Source organism: Myxococcus sp. MH1 (assembly GCF_059738865.1).
Genome location: NZ_AP026947.1, coordinates 2,705,701 through 2,721,312, shown reverse-complemented (window position 1 = coordinate 2,721,312; position 15,612 = coordinate 2,705,701). Strand labels below are relative to the sequence as shown.

General features: G+C 70.8%; 16 protein-coding genes. 4 read left to right on the top strand and 12 right to left on the bottom strand.

What is annotated here, in order from left to right; translation table 11 throughout:
* Window positions 1-24: 24 nt before the first annotated feature.
* Window positions 25-1,170 carry an acyltransferase family protein gene (locus AC6JA9_RS11180; RefSeq protein WP_370642026.1) on the top strand — a complete coding sequence of 382 codons (1,146 nt, stop codon included), beginning with the start codon at window positions 25-27 and terminating at the stop codon, window positions 1,168-1,170.
* Between the two features lie 30 nt (window positions 1,171-1,200).
* Here AC6JA9_RS11180 and AC6JA9_RS11175 read toward each other — a convergent pair whose 3' ends face one another.
* The 3 genes from AC6JA9_RS11175 to AC6JA9_RS11165 all read right to left on the bottom strand — a co-directional run bounded on the left by AC6JA9_RS11175 (window position 1,201) and on the right by AC6JA9_RS11165 (window position 5,009).
* Window positions 1,201-3,486 carry a S41 family peptidase gene (locus AC6JA9_RS11175; RefSeq protein ID WP_497959651.1) on the bottom strand — a complete coding sequence of 762 codons (2,286 nt, stop codon included), beginning with the start codon at window positions 3,484-3,486 and terminating at the stop codon, window positions 1,201-1,203.
* A 38-nt stretch (window positions 3,487-3,524) separates the two neighbouring features.
* The gene (locus AC6JA9_RS11170; protein WP_497959650.1) at window positions 3,525-4,373 is read right to left on the bottom strand and encodes a hypothetical protein; all 849 of its coding nucleotides are present in this window, start codon (window positions 4,371-4,373) and stop codon (window positions 3,525-3,527) included.
* Window positions 4,374-4,466: 93 nt separating this feature from the next.
* Window positions 4,467-5,009, bottom strand: coding sequence for a TetR/AcrR family transcriptional regulator (locus tag AC6JA9_RS11165; RefSeq protein WP_497959649.1), 543 nt, complete (start codon window positions 5,007-5,009; stop codon window positions 4,467-4,469).
* Window positions 5,010-5,394: 385 nt separating this feature from the next.
* Between AC6JA9_RS11165 and AC6JA9_RS11160 the strand changes: the two genes are divergently transcribed.
* Window positions 5,395-6,177: a carbonic anhydrase gene (locus AC6JA9_RS11160; RefSeq protein WP_223785506.1), complete on the top strand. Its 783-nt coding sequence runs from the start codon at window positions 5,395-5,397 to the stop codon at window positions 6,175-6,177.
* A 281-nt stretch (window positions 6,178-6,458) separates the two neighbouring features.
* On the top strand, window positions 6,459-7,412 hold the full coding sequence (locus AC6JA9_RS11155; protein WP_223750300.1) for an NmrA family NAD(P)-binding protein: 954 nt from the start codon (window positions 6,459-6,461) through the stop codon (window positions 7,410-7,412).
* Here the strand turns inward: AC6JA9_RS11155 and AC6JA9_RS11150 are convergent.
* The gene (locus tag AC6JA9_RS11150) at window positions 7,384-8,124 is read right to left on the bottom strand and encodes an SDR family oxidoreductase (protein ID WP_223750299.1); all 741 of its coding nucleotides are present in this window, start codon (window positions 8,122-8,124) and stop codon (window positions 7,384-7,386) included. The genes AC6JA9_RS11155 and AC6JA9_RS11150 overlap by 29 nt on opposite strands.
* 139 nt (window positions 8,125-8,263) lie before the next feature.
* On the opposite strand from AC6JA9_RS11150, the gene AC6JA9_RS11145 reads away from it, so the two are divergent.
* Entirely contained in the window at window positions 8,264-9,193 is a 930-nt protein-coding gene (locus AC6JA9_RS11145) for an AraC family transcriptional regulator (protein WP_223750298.1), read from the top strand.
* A 5-nt stretch (window positions 9,194-9,198) separates the two neighbouring features.
* On the opposite strand, the gene AC6JA9_RS11140 is transcribed toward AC6JA9_RS11145, so the two are convergent.
* The 8 genes from AC6JA9_RS11140 to AC6JA9_RS11105 form a co-directional block, all read right to left on the bottom strand.
* Window positions 9,199-9,906: a hypothetical protein gene (locus AC6JA9_RS11140; protein WP_223750297.1), complete on the bottom strand. Its 708-nt coding sequence runs from the start codon at window positions 9,904-9,906 to the stop codon at window positions 9,199-9,201.
* 25 nt (window positions 9,907-9,931) lie between these two features.
* Window positions 9,932-10,549 (bottom strand): hypothetical protein, encoded by a 618-nt coding sequence (locus AC6JA9_RS11135; RefSeq protein ID WP_497959648.1) that lies wholly within the window; start codon window positions 10,547-10,549, stop codon window positions 9,932-9,934.
* Between the two features lie 27 nt (window positions 10,550-10,576).
* Window positions 10,577-11,239, bottom strand: a complete 663-nt coding sequence (locus AC6JA9_RS11130) for a M23 family metallopeptidase (protein ID WP_223750295.1) — start codon at window positions 11,237-11,239, stop codon at window positions 10,577-10,579.
* Window positions 11,236-12,093 (bottom strand): TolB family protein, encoded by an 858-nt coding sequence (locus tag AC6JA9_RS11125; protein WP_223750294.1) that lies wholly within the window; start codon window positions 12,091-12,093, stop codon window positions 11,236-11,238. Before AC6JA9_RS11125 ends, AC6JA9_RS11130 begins: the two co-directional genes overlap by 4 nt.
* 306 nt (window positions 12,094-12,399) lie before the next feature.
* Window positions 12,400-13,353, bottom strand: coding sequence for an alpha/beta hydrolase (locus AC6JA9_RS11120; RefSeq protein ID WP_223750293.1), 954 nt, complete (start codon window positions 13,351-13,353; stop codon window positions 12,400-12,402).
* The gene (locus AC6JA9_RS11115) at window positions 13,353-15,008 is read right to left on the bottom strand and encodes a PepSY-associated TM helix domain-containing protein (protein ID WP_497959647.1); all 1,656 of its coding nucleotides are present in this window, start codon (window positions 15,006-15,008) and stop codon (window positions 13,353-13,355) included. Before AC6JA9_RS11115 ends, AC6JA9_RS11120 begins: the two co-directional genes overlap by 1 nt.
* Window positions 15,009-15,025: 17 nt before the next feature.
* Window positions 15,026-15,316, bottom strand: coding sequence for a hypothetical protein (locus tag AC6JA9_RS11110; protein ID WP_223750291.1), 291 nt, complete (start codon window positions 15,314-15,316; stop codon window positions 15,026-15,028).
* Window positions 15,316-15,588 (bottom strand): hypothetical protein, encoded by a 273-nt coding sequence (locus tag AC6JA9_RS11105; RefSeq protein WP_223750290.1) that lies wholly within the window; start codon window positions 15,586-15,588, stop codon window positions 15,316-15,318. Before AC6JA9_RS11105 ends, AC6JA9_RS11110 begins: the two co-directional genes overlap by 1 nt.
* Window positions 15,589-15,612 lie beyond the last annotated feature (24 nt).

The window sequence follows — 15,612 nt, the reverse complement described above, 5'->3', positions numbered from 1 at the left end:
CCCCGCCGCTGAAGGTCGACTCCGCTGAACACCACCGAACCGCGCCACCTGGCCGGCCTGGACCTGCTCCGGTGCCTGGCCATCTTCATCGTCGTCCTCTTCCACTACCCACGCCCCGAGGGACACGAGTCCTACCGGATGCTCGCCAACTTCGGCTGGACGGGCGTGGAGCTGTTCTTCGTGCTGAGCGGCTTTCTCATCGGCTCACAGCTGATGGAGCCGGTGTCGCGCGGCGAGGCGCCATCCCTGAAGCGCTTCTACCTGCGGCGCTCGCTGCGCATCCTGCCGCCCTACCTCATCGTGCTGGCGCTGTACCTCTTCGTCCCCGCGTGGAGCGAGCGTCCGGTGGAGACGCCCGCGTGGCGCTTCCTCACCTTCACGCAGAACTTCGGACTGCGCCTGAATGGCTTCTCCCATGCGTGGTCGCTGTGCGTGGAGGAGCACTTCTACCTGGTGCTCCCGCTCACCGTGCTCGCGCTGCGAGGACGCGTCCGGGCCGCGCACCTGCTCGTGGGCGCTGGGGCGTTGATGCTCGGCGGAATGCTCCTGCGGGCATGGCTGTGGCAGCGGCACTTCTCGATGCTCGCGCCCGAGGACACCGCGTGGCGCGGCTACGACACGCTGCTGTACTACCCGACCTACGCGCGACTCGACGGCCTCTTGTGTGGCGCGATGCTCGCGGCGCTGCGCGTCTTCCGCCCCGCGACCTGGGAGCGCTGGACCCGAGGGGCGCGCGCGGGCGCCCTGGCCGGAGCGGGCCTTGCGTGCCTGGGCGTCGTGTTCTGGCTGAACGAGGAGCACTTCCGCTACCTCGCCCACACGATGCTCGCCTTCCCCCTGACGTCGCTGGGCTACGCGGCGCTGCTCGCGGCCATGGCGAGCCCCACCGCGTCGCGCGTGTGCGCCCGCATCCCCGGGGTGAAGACCTTCGCGCTCTTGAGCTTCACCATCTACCTCACGCACAAGGCCCTGCAGGCCGGAGCGCGCGTCGCGCTGGAGCCCTACGGCCTGGACGCGTTCCACCCGCTCACGTTGCTGGCCGGCGCGGCGGCGGTGCTGCTCGCGTCCCTCGCGCTGCACCACGGCGTGGAGCGCCCCGCGCTGAAGTGGCGCTCACGGCTGGAGGCCCGGCTCTCCCACGAGCCCACGCCGCGGCCCGCCCTCCGATAGCCCGGGGCCCCTCCACGGAGGCCCCCGGGACTACGGACGCTGCACGGGGCGGGACATGGGCGCGGCGGCGGGGCGCGGCGTCTCCTGGAGCAGGCGCAGCGCCCGCTCCAGCACCTCGTCCCGGCCCGCGCGCACACCCGCGAGCGTGGGGCGCACCGCCACGTGCGGCGTGAGCCCCTTGCGCTGGAGCTGACCGCCGTCCGCGTGCCGGGCATCCATGCCCGTGAAGCTCATCCAGATGCCGCCGGGCAGCACCGCGTACGTCATGTTCCCGTTGGCGCCGGCGGTGGGGCTCCCGACGAAGGTCGTCCCGCTGGTGACCTCCAGCATCAGCCCCAGGTGCTCCGCCTGGCTCACGGCGCGCTCGTCGATGAGCGTCACGGTGCGGCCCCGGTACACCGGCACGTCCGCGGTGGGCAGCGCCTGCACCAGGGCCATCCGGCCGTTCACCAACGTGGAGCCCGCGACGACGGGCACCTCGAAGCGGGACCAGGTCTTCGCGCGCTTCACGTTGAGGTACGGCGCCAGCGCCCCCGCGGTGCCACGCGGGTAGCCTCGCAGGTCGAACACCACGGCCCGGGTGGTCTGGACCTTCCGCATGACCTCCGGCACCTCGTCGGCCCCCAGTTGCGAGAGGTTCACGAGGGCGATGTTGCCCTCCAGCAGCTTGAAGGGCTCATGGGGGCGCTCCGGCCGGGAGAACGTGGCGGGCCGCTTCACCTTCACCTCCCGACGCCCCTTCTCGTTGAGCACGGTGAAGGTCGCCTCCGAGTCCGGGGGGCCCGCGAGCGCCAGGTAGACGTGGTACAGCCGGGTCGCCGCCTCGGTGGAGGCCTGGTGGACGGCGTCGATGCGGCGGACGCGCTCGTCGAGGAGCTCCGCGTCCACCTTCTCGATGACGTCCCCCACCTGGAGCCCCTGCGCGAGCGAGGCATTGGTCACGGACGTGATGACCACCTTCCCATCGAGGTCGAGCACCTCGACGGGCGCGGCGATGCCGCCCCAGATCTCCCTGAACGTGGGGTGGCCGCTGAGCGAGACGTGCCCGTCGCGCAGCTCCCGCGCGGACTTCGCCACCTCGAGCGCGTACGCCTTCGCGTCCTGGGCGGCCTCGAAGCGCTCCAACATCCCGGGGAGCGCCTGGCTCCAGTCCACGTCCATCAGGTGGCGATAGGGGAAGAACAGCTCCACCACGTTCCACAGCCGCACGGCCGCCAGCAGGCGCAGCTCGCGCGAGGGGTACGGGGACTCCGCGTAGGCGTTGTCCGGGCGCCACTGGGCCTCGGGCCGCGCCGGGGCGCTCGGGCCCTTGGGCTTGGACTTCTGATTCGCCAGCGCCAACGCGCGCGTGTAGGCCGCGTCCGGGGCGGACAGGTCCGCGCGCGCCGGCACCTCCGCGTCGAGCCCCAGCGGCAACACCGTCTCGCTGGTGCGGACCGTGGCGACGAGCGTGCTCCCCAGCGGCACTTCCTGCGTGTCCACGGCCAGCGCGTCCGTCACCGGGCCCTCGCCCACGAAGAGCGCGCGTCCCGAGGCGCGCAGCGCCAGCACCTTCGGCGAGACGACGCTCCGCGCATCCAGGAGGAAGACGACGCGCGCGAACTTCTTGCCGGCGTTGCCCTCCACCACCGAGCTGACGTCCTGGTTGAAGGCCGTGGTGTAGGGCGAGTCCATTCCCGTCTGGGCCTTGTAGCCACCGTGGAGCGAGGAGCGCGAGCCCGGCACGGACAGCTCGCCGTCGATGAAGAGGGGCAGCATCCAGTCCGCGGCGTTGGAGGCGCTCCAGGCCGCCGCCTCGTCGAAGCCTCGCATGCGCATGTCGACGACGGCGGCGCGCGCCTTGCGCACGGGCCCCCAGAGCTTCTCGCCCAGGCCCCAGAAGGCCTGGGGGCCCTCGGGCGTGGCGAGGTTGCGCAGGTCCAGGACGACCACGTCCTTCTCCAGGCCCAGGAGGGGCCGGAGCGTCGGCGGGGCCAGCGCCGCGGGCGGACGCGCGCTCTTCACGCGGGTGGCGGGGTCCTCGAGCGCGCCGAGCATCGACTGGACGGCCTCGGCGAACGCCTCGTCGCTGGTGGCGGCCTCCACCTTCGGCACCGCCGCCAGGAAGGCCGCGTCCCAGTCGATGCGCCGCGACAGCATCCACGGGTGGCGATAGCGCACCTGCCCCCAGAGCTCGCCCAACGCGCTGAGTCGCTGGAGCCTCAGCTGTGCCTGGGCCTCCTCCGGCTTCGAGGGGGCCTCCGAGGCCATCGCTCCCGAAGCCAGCAGAAACGCCAGACACAGTCCCAGCCTCGAGCCCAGGTCCTGGTGCCGCATGCAAGTCCTCCTCGTGTTCCAGCCAGCGAGCGAGGACTCTAGAGCGACCCGGAGCCGGAGTCGCGGGCCCGGTGCGCCTTCAGGATTCGCACGAAGCTCTCACGCTGACGTGCCTGGGAACGACGCAGTGGGTCCAGACTGGCGATCCAGAACGCGTCGAACAACGTCGGGTCCTCGCCGACCACCTCGACGAGCGCCTCGATGAAGTTGCGGACCCGCGCCGGCTCGCGTCGCGCGGAGGCAGGCACGAGCCGCCATTCCCGCTCCACCACCTCGCGGACCGCGTCCTCCTCGAAGACGACCACCCGGAAGACGATGCAGAGCGACCGGTCCGGGCGCTCCTCGGTGCTGAACCAATGGAGGAGCTTGTTGTCCGACTCGAGCCTGGGCCGTCCCTCCAGGAACGCCTGGAGCGCCTCCGCCGAGAGCTCCTCGCCGGGCAGGGGCGGCTCGCTGACGAGCTCCTCCGGCAGCAGGTCGAGCGCGGGGAGGTCCGGCGTGCCCTCGGGTGAAAAGCGCACGGAGCTGAACCGCTTGCCGTCCCCGCCGACGTAGGTCGAGAACGCATCGAGCCGACGCGCCTCCACATCGAAGACATAGACATAGGACACGCTCCCGGTCTCATCCGGCGCGACCGGTAGGCCCGGGCTCTCCTCCGAATAGCGCTCCTCCTCCGTCTCGTCCTTCCCACCCATGCAGGTGGACCAACCCCAGGGGGCCTCGTCGATGAGCCGCGCCACCACGGCCTGGAGGTCGCCGCGGGCGCGCTCGACACACGCCAGGAGGTGTTGCCCGAGGCCCGTGGGATAGCCATCCCAGTGATGATAGACACCGCGCCAGGGCCGAGAGGAGACGTGCTCGGGGGTCCCCGAGCCCGACGTGTACACAGCGATTGCACCACGGGTCGACATGGGGCCGGAGTGTAGCGTCCAGCCCTCACGGCCTGTCGGACAATCACGCCTTCCAAGCGAAGTCACGCCTCACGGCCGGATGCCCAAAAGCGCCAGACGCAGCACCCGGCGCGCCGTGGGGGCATCCTGCTCGTTGGCGACCGCGATGGCGTTCACGAGCCGCAGCAGGTCCTCCGCCGTGGCGCCAGAGTGAATCGCGCCCGCCGAGGACGCCCGCGCCACCAGCCCGTTCAACACCTCGAGCAGCATGTCCGTGCAGCACAGCTCCCAGGGTGACAGCCCCTCCGGGCCCGCGAGCAGCGCGGCGGCGAGCCCGCGGTGCGTCGCCGTGTAGACCGTCACCTCCTCCAGCCAGGCCGCCAGCTCCGCGGCCGGATTCCTGCCCGGCTGAGCGGACGCCATCGCACACAGCTGCGCGACGCCCTCCCGGAACACCACCTCCAACAACGCCTGCCGCGTCGGGAAGTGTCGGTGCAGCGTCGCCGAGCCCACCCCCGCCCGCCGCGCAATCTCCTCGAGCGACGACTGCGCGCCATCCCGCGCGACCAGCGCCGAGGCCGCCGCGACGATCCGCTCCCGGTTGCGCTGGCCATCCACTCGCAATGACTTCACGCGCTCCACGACACCTGTCTCCTCACCGCGACGCGCCCCCACAACCGGGGGAGCCCTCCACATTCAACCACGGAATGGCACGGGGGGACGCCACCTGCCGTAGGGCCGCCGTCACCCAGGCGGTTCGGGACCCAGGCCCCCCCGTGTCTCCCGCTCGCCCGCAATGGCAGTCAGCGCTCGACATGGACACACACACGAGTTCCATCCATCCGGGGATTTCCTGTCAACACGCTGTTTCATTTCGATTCATTTCAGGAAATCCAAACCAGTACCACTTAGATTGATTTTGCGGCAAAACATCGGCTCGGCCGCTAGCATAGACATCCCGCCGGGCATGACGGGCGTCCGCCCATTCCTGGCGTCTTCCTTCAAGGACTCATCACTCATGTCACACCCTCGCACCCTCTTTGTGCGCGCTCTTCGGGGCGCGTTGCTGTCCTCCGTGTTGCTCGCCGCCCCTGCCCTCGCCGAGGAGACGCACTGGGGCTATGCGCAGACCGTCGACCCCGAGCACTGGGGCGAGGTCGCCGGTGGCGCGCTGTGTTCCACGGGCATCCAGCAATCCCCCGTGGCGCTGTCCACCTCCGGGGCCACGCAATCGAATGTGCAGGCGCCCAGCTTCCACTACGGCACCAGCCAGGTGCGCATGGTGAACAACGGCCACACGGTGCAGTTCAACTACGACGTGGGCAGCACCCTGCGCCTGGGCGACCAGGAGTACAAGCTGGCGCAGTTCCACTTCCACACCCCCAGCGAGCACACCCAGAACGGCGTGCACCATCCGCTCGAGGTGCACCTGGTGCACACCGACGCGGCGGGGACGCCCAGGGTCGTGGTGGGCGTGCTCATCGAGGAGGGCCTGGTGAACGCGGCGCTCTTCACCGCCTTCCGTCACCTGCCCCGTCACGAGGGTGAGACCAGCACGCCGCTGGGCGCGCTCATCAACGCCAGCGCGCTCCTGCCGTTCAACCGGGCGTTCTTCCACTACGCGGGCTCACTCACCACCCCCCCGTGCAGCGAGGGGCTGCAGTGGTTCGTGATGAAGAACCCCATCCAGATGTCCGACTCGCAGATCGCCGCCTTCGAGCGGCTGCCGCACCTCAACCCGAACAACCGCCCCGTGCAGCCGCTGAACGGCCGCGACGTGGGGCTCCAGTCCGCGCACTGAGGTCAGGCTCGGGGGCACTCCAGAAGCTTGGGGGCCCCCACCCTGTTCAATCCGCCGACAAGCGGTGGGGTCCCCCGCTTTCGACCCGTCCGTCCTTCACGGACCCGACAGACGTCGTGTTGAGACAGAGCTCGAGGCGGCCCAGAGGATGCCGCCCTGTTTACAGACAAGCACTGCCAGCCGAGGCAGGTGCGGAATCCCGCTGCCTTGACAAACGGGGGGCCCCTCCGTATTCAACGACCATAAACGGTGGGGTCCCCCACTTACGAGAGGAGCCGCCGATGCGCCGCCACCCGACTGTCCTCGTCACCGCCGCCACGGGGAGACAGGGCGGAGCCACGGCCCGGGCCTTGCTGACCGAAGGCAGCACCTCGGTGCGTGTATTGGTGCGCAATCCGGAAGGGCCCAACGCCAGGGCGCTCGCGGCGGCGGGGGCCGAGCTCGTGGTGGGAGACCTGGACGACCTCGCGTCACTGCGCGCCGCCTGCGCGGGGGTCCAGGGGGTCTTCTCCATGCAGTCCCCCATCGTCTCCGCGACGGGCGTCGACTTCAGCAAGGAGGTCCAGCAGGGCAAGAACCTCATCGAGGCCGCGCTGGCCGAGCGCGTGGAGACGTACGTGCACACCGCGACGTCCGGCGTCGGGGACCACCGGAACATCGAGGGTTGGGCGGAGGGACGCTGGAAGGAGCACGAGGTCTACTGGGAGAACAAGCTCGCCACCTGTGAGCGCGTCCGGAGCGCCGGGTTCAGGCACTGGACGCTCATCCTGCCGGCCACCTTCATGGACCACGCGATGCTGGACACGTCCGCCTTCGTCGACGGGCACCGGTGGGTGACGGTGCTCGAGGCGGACCGGCCCATTCCCTTGATTGCCCCGGAGGACGTGGGCAACGCGTCCGCGGCGGCCCTCCTGAACCCCGCGCGGTTCCACGGGGTGACGCTGCAGCTCGCGGGCGACGTGCTCACGCCCCGGCAGATGGCGGAGGTCCTCTCCCGCGTCGATGCAAAGACCTACACCGTCCAGTCCAGCACCATCGAGGAGGCCGTCGCCGCGGGCCTCCATCCCGGCGTGGCGCGAGGGCTGACCTACATGAACGTCGCCCCCGCGCTGGCCCGGCCCGAGCTCGCCAGCGACCTGGGGCTCTCGCTCATGCGCTTCGAGCCCTGGTTGCGCCAGCGCCGTATCCAGGCACCCCGTGAGGCGCTCAGTACGGGCTCGCCGTCGGGCGGATGATGATTTCGCTCACGTCCACGTCCGCCGGCTGGCTGATGGCGTAGGCGATGGAGCGGGCGACGGCTTCGGCGGGAATCGCCACCTTGCGGAACTCGCGCATCACGTCGCGCGCGTTCGAGTCGCTGATGCTCTCCGCCAGCTCCGACGTGGTGACGCCCGGGGAGATGACCGTCACGCGGATGTCCCCGCCCACCTCCTGACGCAGCCCCTCCGAGATGGCCAGCACCGCGAACTTCGTGGCGCAGTACACCGCCGCCGTCGGACTCACCGCGTGCCCGCCGATGGACGACAGGTTGATGACCTGCCCGGACTTCTGCCGCTTCATCACCGGCAGCGCCGCGGCGATTCCGTGCAGCACGCCCCGGATGTTCACGTCGATCATCCGGTCCCACTCGTCCACCTTCAGCTTCTCCAGCAGCGACAGCGGCATCACCCCCGCGTTGTTGATGAGCACGTCCAGCCGCCCGAACGCCTCCACCGTGAAGCGCACGAAGCCCTCCACGTCCTCGCGCTTCGTCACGTCCACCGCGCGCACCCGCACCTCGCCTCCCGCCGCCGTCAGCTCCTTCGCCAGCACCTCCAGCCGCTCCTGCCGGCGCGCGCCCAGCACCACCTTCGCGCCCTGCTGGGCAAGCAGGCGGGCCGCCGCCTCGCCGATTCCGCTGCTCGCTCCGGTGATGGCCACCACCTTGCCCTGGATGTTCGTCGTCATGTGCACGTCCCTCGATGGATTGCCCGGTGCCAGGAGGGCGCCGGGGACATGCACACCTTCTCAACCGAGGGCCTGGGGGCGTTATCCGGATGCTCGCCGGCTCTTGCCTAATCCTGCACGGGACGTTTGACTGCCTGCCATGAAGCGCGCCCCACCCTCGGCGTCCGCCCCGAATCCCAGCCTGGACGAGCTGGCGACGCTCCTCGCGCGCCACACGCCCGCGGACGGCATCCACGCCACCGCCATCCCCCGGCTCTCGCTCATCCGCGCCTCCGCCCCCACCCCGGAGCTGCACGCGCTGCAGGCCGCCGCGCTGTGCATCGTCGCGCAGGGCCGCAAGCAGGTGCTGCTCGGTGACGACGTCTATGTCTACGGGACGGACCAGTGCCTGGTCGCCTCCATGGACCTCCACGTCACCGGCCAGGTCATCGAGGCGACGCCCGCCAGGCCCTACCTCTGCTTCCGGCTGGACCTGGAGCCCGGCCAGCTCAGCAGCCTGATGATGGAGGCGGCGCTGGAGGCGCCCGAGGACCGCGGCGTGGCCCGGGGGCTCGCGCTGGGCCCGGTGGCGGCACCGCTCCTGGACGCGACGTCGCGGCTCGTGCGGCTCCTGGACACCCCGCGCGACATCCCCGTGCTCGCGCCGCTCATCACCCGGGAGATTCTCTACCGCCTGCTGTCCGGGGAGAACACCGCGCGGCTGCGGCGCATCGCCATGGCGGACAGCCGCCTGGACGCCATCGCCCGCGCCATCCACTGGCTCAAGGCGCACTACGCCGCGCCCCTGCGAATCGAAGACCTGGCGCGCACCGTCCACATGAGCCCGTCCGCGCTCCACCACCACTTCAAGTCCGTCACGGCGATGAGCCCCCTGCAGTACCAGAAGCAGCTGCGCCTGCAGGAGGCCCGTCGCCGGATGCTCGCCGAGGCCATGGACGCGGCGATGGCCGGGCACTCCGTGGGCTACGAGAGCCCGTCCCAGTTCAGCCGCGAGTACAGCCGGATGTTCGGCGCCCCGCCGTCGCGGGACATCGCACGGCTCCGCGAGTCGCTCGGAGCCGTGCAGTGACGCCGTCATCGGGGCGCGCCGCGCAGCTCGTCCATCAGCGCCTTGGCCGTGCGGCCGTCATGCACGCTGAAGTCGGCGAGCCCCGGGTGGACCTCGGAGCCGAGCGCCTGGATTTCACCCGACGCCGTCACCCGGAGCCGCCCCTGCCAGCCCCCGAGCACGTGGTACGCGCCCGGGTGCTTCGCCGCGGGGATGAGGAAGAAGATGGCCTCCTCCGCCAGCCGCAGCACGGGCTTGTCATCCGGCTCCATCCGGTGGCCGTCCGGCGCCAGTCCCCCCAGCTCGACGATCTCCAGCTTGCTGTCGGGCCCGAGCTTCGCGCCCCCCAGCGCGACCAGCCCCTCTTTCGCGCGGGCGACGTCCGACACCACCAGCGTGGAGACCGTCAGCGGCGTCTCCGCGTAGCGGTCTCCCGCCTCCTCCGGCGTGAAGTACCGCTGGGCCTTCTCGTTCCAGCCGTAGACGCGCTGAACCGCCGGACGCGACGACACCACCCGGGCCTGGACGATGACGCCCGACTCGCCCACCATCTCCTTGAAGCTGTCGTGCGTCACCCAATGCACCGTCATCGGGTGGCTGTGCTCCACGGACTCGAGCGGCTGGGACACCGGTTGCGCGACCTCGGCGGACGGCGCCTCGCGAGCGCAGCCCATCATCGCGCCCCAGACGCACGGGAGCAGCAACAGCCTGCGTGCCTTCTTGAATTCATGCATGGCGTTCTCCTTTCCTGGCGGCCCGTCAGGGATACAGCGCGTTGAGGCCCTGCGCGTCGCAGCCGCTGAGCGTGGCGGGGTTGGAGCACTCGGTGCAGGGGTTCATCACCCGGCCCTGGGTGCAACCACAGACATGCTTCATTCCCACCGCGTGCCCCGTCTCGTGCTCGGCCAGCCACAACCGCCAGGTGGCGTCCGCCGTGACGCGGCTCAGGTTGAACTGGATCATCGCGCCGCCCCGGTTGATGCAGTTGTTGGCGCCGATGCCGCCCGGGTACGTCGTGTAACCCCACCACGTGTCGGAGGTGTTGGCGTCCCAGTAGTCGATGTCGTGGTTGGAGTGGTTGGAGCCGTCCGTGTTGAGGTACAGCGTGTTCCCCGGCGCCGCGGGCGGGTTGTTGAGGTTCGTCCAGGCCTGCGGCACCTGGCTGATGGACGAGTGGTTGTAGACGTTGACCGAAGTCCAGTGCTGGGAGCCGCTGTAGGTGACTCCGCACCACTTCCAGCCCGACAGGTTGTAGCAGGCGTTCAATCCCCCCGAGCCGCAGTCATCGCGGGTGCAGGCCTGAGCGTCGGGCGAGGTGAGTCCTCCGAGCGCGGCCACCATCGCGATGGCGGCCGTCCGGTTCCAGAGCGTTCGCATGAGCCGTTCCTCTTGGCGGGGCGTGGGCTACTGACAGGTGATGCCCGGCAGGCCCTGGTAGGAGCCCTGGGACGTCCACAGGGAGATGGTGCCGCCGCAGCCCGGCGTGGCCGCGTACGGGTCATCCGTTCCCCACGTCGGGTCGGAGAACTCGAAGTGCAGGTGAGGCCCCGTGGACGCGCCCGACGAGCCCGCCTTCGCAATCCAGTTGCCGCAGGGGATGTTCGCGCCCACGCTGTACTGGAAGCTGAACTTCTTCAGGTGGAAGTACTTGCTGCGGCGGTTGTCCGAGTGCCGGAGAATCATGTAGTTGGCCGCGCGGATGCCGCAGTTGGCGTTGGGGTCGTCCTTGTTCCAGGCCAGGCACCGGTCGTAGAACCCGTCGACGGCGCTCTCCAGGACGCCGGAGGCGGCGGAGATGACCCAGACGCCCGCGTCCATCGCCGCGAGGCCGCCCGACAGCGAGAAGTCCGTGCCCAGGTGGCCGTAGTAGGTCCAGCCCTGGCACGTCCAGTCCTTCACGCCCCCCAGGTCCTTGTACGCGCCGACATAGCAGCCGCCGCTGGCGCACTGGCCGGGGTTCATGGACATGGGGAAGCGGAACATCGTGCCCGCCAGCGCGGACGCGGGCGCCACCAGCAAGGCCCCCACCAGCAGGGCCTGCAGCTTCATCGAGAGCGTCGTCTTCACCGGGCACCTCCTTCCCGCACCGCCACACCGGTGCGCACATCCAGCGTCCACTGCTCGCCGCCGCCGGCCGCGTAGCGCAGCCGGTCCTCGGACAACCACTCCATGGCCCCGGTGTTGATGGGAGGCGGCACGAAGTTCGCGGGCACGCCGTCGCGCAGCGCGCCGGCCTTCAGGCCGACGTTGGTGAGCTGCACCGGCTCCGCGCCATCCAGCGTGGTGCGGAACCACGACGCCATGGTGGTGCGTCCCGACACGAACACCACCGTGCGCCCGTCCGGGGACATCGTGCCCATCGCATCCAGACCCGGCCCGTCCGCCACCACGGTGACGCGGCCATCCACGCCCACGAACCCCACCGCCGTCTCATGGGACTCGGCGCCGGTGCGCGACAGGGTGGCCACCACGCCATCGCCCTTCACGGACGGCGCCAGGTCGCCGAGCACGCGCTGCGCCAGCAGGCGCTCCCGGCCCGAGTCCTCGCGCAGCCGCAAATCTCCCTCCGGGGTGAGCAGCAGCGTCTTGTCGCCCAGCGCGCTGGCCTCCGCGTACTTGAAGGCGCGGTCCACCACGCGCACGGTGCCCCGGGCCTCGTCGTAGCGCAGCACCGCCAGCCTCGGCTGCAGGTCCGTCCCCGGCGGGGGTGCCTCCTCGATGACGCCCAGCACCGTCTGCGCGCCGCGGCCGTGCAGCGTGGCGACGAACGCCTTCGCGCCGAACTCCTTGGCGAGCATGGGCTCCACCGCCGCGCGCATCGCCCGCACGCGAGTCACCTCGCGCGACGCCCCACCCTCTTCCGCCTGAGCGACCGGCCCCGACAGCAACAGTCCGGCCACCGCCATTCCCAATGTCTTCATCACGAGACCTCACTGAACCTTCATGATTGCAATGCAGCCATGCCCGGCCGACACACGGCTCCGGGCACACGGCGACTCACCACTGACGAAGGGCGCGGGTGTCCCCATGCGGGGCATCGGGACGTGGGAAGCACGCCCTTCGCCCCCATGACCGACGGGGCGGATTTACGTCCCATTTCCCGGCGCGACGGACCGGACCACGGCGCCAGGGCGCGGGTCTCCAGGTCCTTCTTCGCCAAGGTGGCCGACCTTGTTCACGCCTCGAGGGCGGCCACCGTGAACGGCACGACTACACGCCGCTGGGCGTCACTCGGCGCCCGGCAACAGCGGGGGCGCGGAGAAGAACAGCAGCCCGCGGCTCAGCATGGGCATCCAGGCGCCGTAGTGGTCCTCGCCCGGGAACTCCAGGAACCGCACCTCCAGCCCGCCGCCCAGGGCGGACAGCTCGCCGGACAGCTCGCGGGTGTTGTCGACCATCCGCCGCTCGACGGCGAGCATGCCCCGCTCACCCTGGCTCTTGCGCGGCGTCTGCTCGAGCCCCCCCACCGTGAGCAGCACACGCGCCCTCACCGGCGTCGCCGCGTGGTGCGCCAGGAAGGACGGCTTCCCGGTGAGCACGTGGCGGTGGTTCCACCAGAGGGAGGGGCTGCCGGCGATGAACGTCTGGAACGACGTGGGCCGCGTGAAGAGCGCGTGCACCACCAGGAGCCCACCATAGGAGTGGCCCATCAGCGCCGTGCGCGACGTGTCCAGCGGCAGCCGCGCCGCGAGCACGGGCTCCAACTCCTTCTTCACGAAGTCCAGGAAGCGGTCCGCCCCGCCCTGCTTCTTCGAGAACCGGTCCCCCGTGTTCGACAGGTCCGGGGCCGGCGGCGTGTAGTCCTCACCGCGCGCCTGGTCACTCGCGGCCGTGTCGCCCGGGTAGCCCAGGCCGACGATGATGGGCGGCGCGGCCGGCACCCCGAAGCCCTTGGCGAGCCTGGGGAGCGCACGCGACAGGCGCTCCAGCGTGGGGAAGTGCGAGCCCCCATCCAGCAGGTAGATGACGGGGTGGCCCGCCGCGGGCGCGGGGCCCTCCGGGATGGCCACGAACATCCGGTGGGTCCGCCCCGTGTGCGTCGACGCCAGGTCGAACTGGAACGTGCCCGGCAGCGTCACCGGCGCCCAGTCCACCTGGACCACCGAATCGGCGCGGGGCGTGGGCCCCGAGGAACAGCTGGCGGTCAACAGCCCCGCCGCGAGGAACAAGGGGATTCGCATCAGGTGGCCCACTCCTTGGGAACAGACGGCTCCTGGCCGGGACTCGCGGCCGGAGCGCCCAGGGACCAGACACTGTCCTGGGGACCCGTATGCGCGCGTCGGGACGTCGCCCGCGCCATCCAGGCGAAGCAGAAGGCCCCCAGGAGCGCGGTGAGGTCCACGCCCAGCCCGTCCAGCGTCGCCCAGGGGCCGAGCCCCGGCACGAGCCACCCCACCACCGTGGTGAGCGGAATGGCCAGCGTGCAGAGCGCCGCGCCCCACAAGAGGTCGATGGACGCGCGCGCCGCGCCTCGCGCCAGCGCATAGCCGATGGAGGCGAAGAAGACCGCGTAGTAGCCGTATTGGTGGAAGACCCGCACGTCCGCCACGTGGGCGCCGAGCCACTTCGCCAGCGCCAGGGTGAAGGAAATCCCGCTCACGCAGCCCAGGCAGATGCCGACGGTGACGGCCGCCATCCAGCGCACGTCCCGCCGCTGGACGGGCAGCGCTCCCGCGACGCGCGCCTTCTTGCGGCGCGTCTCCACCCAGAGCACGTTGCCGCTGTAGAACAGCCACGCGCCGCTGAGCGCGAGCAGGAAGTAGATCCACTTCACCGGCGGGCCGCCGAAGGTCCCGAAGTGCAGCGCGAAGAAGCTGCTGATGAGCGTGACGGGGGCGGACATCTGGCCCGGGAGGAAGTCGGTGGACTGCACCTTCCCGCTGTACGGGTCCAGCGCCACGAACCCTCCGAGCGCGCGCGGAGACAGCGCCGCCGGGTCATGCCCCCACACGCGCACCAGGGCGCGAGGCGTGGCGACCTTCACGTACTGGAGCGAGTGCGGCTCCAGCGCGGGAGCGGCGACCCGCACCCGGGCGAGCAGCTCCGCGGGCGGCAGCATCGTGGTGGGGTCCGGAGCGCTCCGGACGTCACCGGCCGCCGGCCTGAAGCCGGCGCGCAGCGTCCCGCCGTGGATGAGCTGGTCCTGCACGTCGTAGATGATGTCGTGGAGGCCGAACACCGCCGCGGTGATGGCAATCAAGAGGTGGAACGGGAGGCTCGCGATGCCCACCACGTTGTGCGCGTCCATCCACCACCGCTTGAGGCCCTTGCCCACGCGCAGCGCGAAGAAGTCCTTCACCAGGGACGGCAGGACGATGACCAGCCCCGACAAGAGCGCGAGCGCGTAGAGCAGCGAGATGACGCCCGTGAGCACGCGGCCCACCTCGGTGTCGAAGGGCAGGCCCACCACCCGGTGCAGCACGTCGATGAACTCGCCCACCTTGCTGGGGTGTCCCTCGGTGACGACGGCGGCGCCGTTCGCCTGGAGCGTGGCGTGGAACCGACGCTCGCCGAGCACGTCGTGGTCCTCGTCGCCCTCGTTGCGGTGCCAGCTCATCGGCGAAGGCGCCTGGGCCGGCGCCGCCTCGAGCGTGAGGGTGAACTCCTCGGCCACTTCGGGGTGCTGGGCCAGGGTGGTCGTCACCAGGGCGTGCAGCTCCGCGGCGGACCTGGGCTTCGAGGAGGCGCGTTCAGCGGGCGGCGTGGCCCAGCGGGCCAGCGGGTCCTTGAAGACGGTGAAGGCGCCCGCGTAGAAGCAGATGAAGAGCCCCAGTCCGGCGACGATGCCGGCCCAGGTGTGGACGACCTTGTAGACCTTGATGAGGGCGGAGCGCATGGGAGTGCCGGCGGGGGTCAGGGGTTGCGCAGGAGCAGGAAGGCGCCCCAGGTGAGCACCGTCGCGCCGCCCAGCCACAGCCAGGCGCGCGGCCCCGTCCTGAAGAAGAAGCAGCCGCCGACGACGCCCATCCACACCGGCACCACGCTCCACATGACGAGCTGGTTGCGGGGGCTCGTCGCCATGGGCGCCAGGGCCAGGGACAACAGGCCGCTCACGCCGAACGCGAGCACCAGCCCCAGCAGCACGCCCGCGAGCGTCTTGGAGAGCCAGTCCGGCCGGAGGACCTCCTCATCGCCGCCCGCCATCACCGAGCCTCCCCTCGCCCGACGAGCAGCGCCGCGTACGGGAGCAGCATGAGGAGCAGCGTCGTCCAGACGAAGAGCACGTAGAGCGCCACCCAGGGCTGGAGCGACTGCCCCAGGAGCGGCAGCGCCGCGAGCACCAGGAGCGAGCCCACCCAGCGCGCCGGACGCGCGGGCAAGGCGGCGCGCAGCAGGCGCTGGTGGCGCGAGGACAGGTACAGGCCGAGACATCCCCCGAGGGAGAGCAGCAGCGCGAGGGGGACGAAGGGATTCATGGCGCCCGGGGAAGCAAGGGACAG

Excerpts from the sequence above, each read along its gene's own strand:
- AC6JA9_RS11175 (WP_497959651.1), bottom strand. The coding sequence starts at position 3,486 with ATGCGGCACCAGGACCTGGGCTCGAGGCTGGGACTGTGTCTGGCGTTT.
- AC6JA9_RS11160 (WP_223785506.1), top strand. The coding sequence starts at position 5,395 with ATGTCACACCCTCGCACCCTCTTTGTGCGCGCTCTTCGGGGCGCGTTG.
- AC6JA9_RS11155 (WP_223750300.1), top strand. The coding sequence starts at position 6,459 with ATGCGCCGCCACCCGACTGTCCTCGTCACCGCCGCCACGGGGAGACAG.
- AC6JA9_RS11150 (WP_223750299.1), bottom strand. The coding sequence starts at position 8,124 with ATGACGACGAACATCCAGGGCAAGGTGGTGGCCATCACCGGAGCGAGC.
- AC6JA9_RS11145 (WP_223750298.1), top strand. The coding sequence starts at position 8,264 with ATGAAGCGCGCCCCACCCTCGGCGTCCGCCCCGAATCCCAGCCTGGAC.
- AC6JA9_RS11140 (WP_223750297.1), bottom strand. The coding sequence starts at position 9,906 with ATGCATGAATTCAAGAAGGCACGCAGGCTGTTGCTGCTCCCGTGCGTC.
- AC6JA9_RS11135 (WP_497959648.1), bottom strand. The coding sequence starts at position 10,549 with ATGCGAACGCTCTGGAACCGGACGGCCGCCATCGCGATGGTGGCCGCG.
- AC6JA9_RS11125 (WP_223750294.1), bottom strand. The coding sequence starts at position 12,093 with ATGAAGACATTGGGAATGGCGGTGGCCGGACTGTTGCTGTCGGGGCCG.
- AC6JA9_RS11120 (WP_223750293.1), bottom strand. The coding sequence starts at position 13,353 with ATGCGAATCCCCTTGTTCCTCGCGGCGGGGCTGTTGACCGCCAGCTGT.
- AC6JA9_RS11115 (WP_497959647.1), bottom strand. The coding sequence starts at position 15,008 with ATGCGCTCCGCCCTCATCAAGGTCTACAAGGTCGTCCACACCTGGGCC.
- AC6JA9_RS11110 (WP_223750291.1), bottom strand. The coding sequence starts at position 15,316 with ATGGCGGGCGGCGATGAGGAGGTCCTCCGGCCGGACTGGCTCTCCAAG.
- AC6JA9_RS11105 (WP_223750290.1), bottom strand. The coding sequence starts at position 15,588 with ATGAATCCCTTCGTCCCCCTCGCGCTGCTGCTCTCCCTCGGGGGATGT.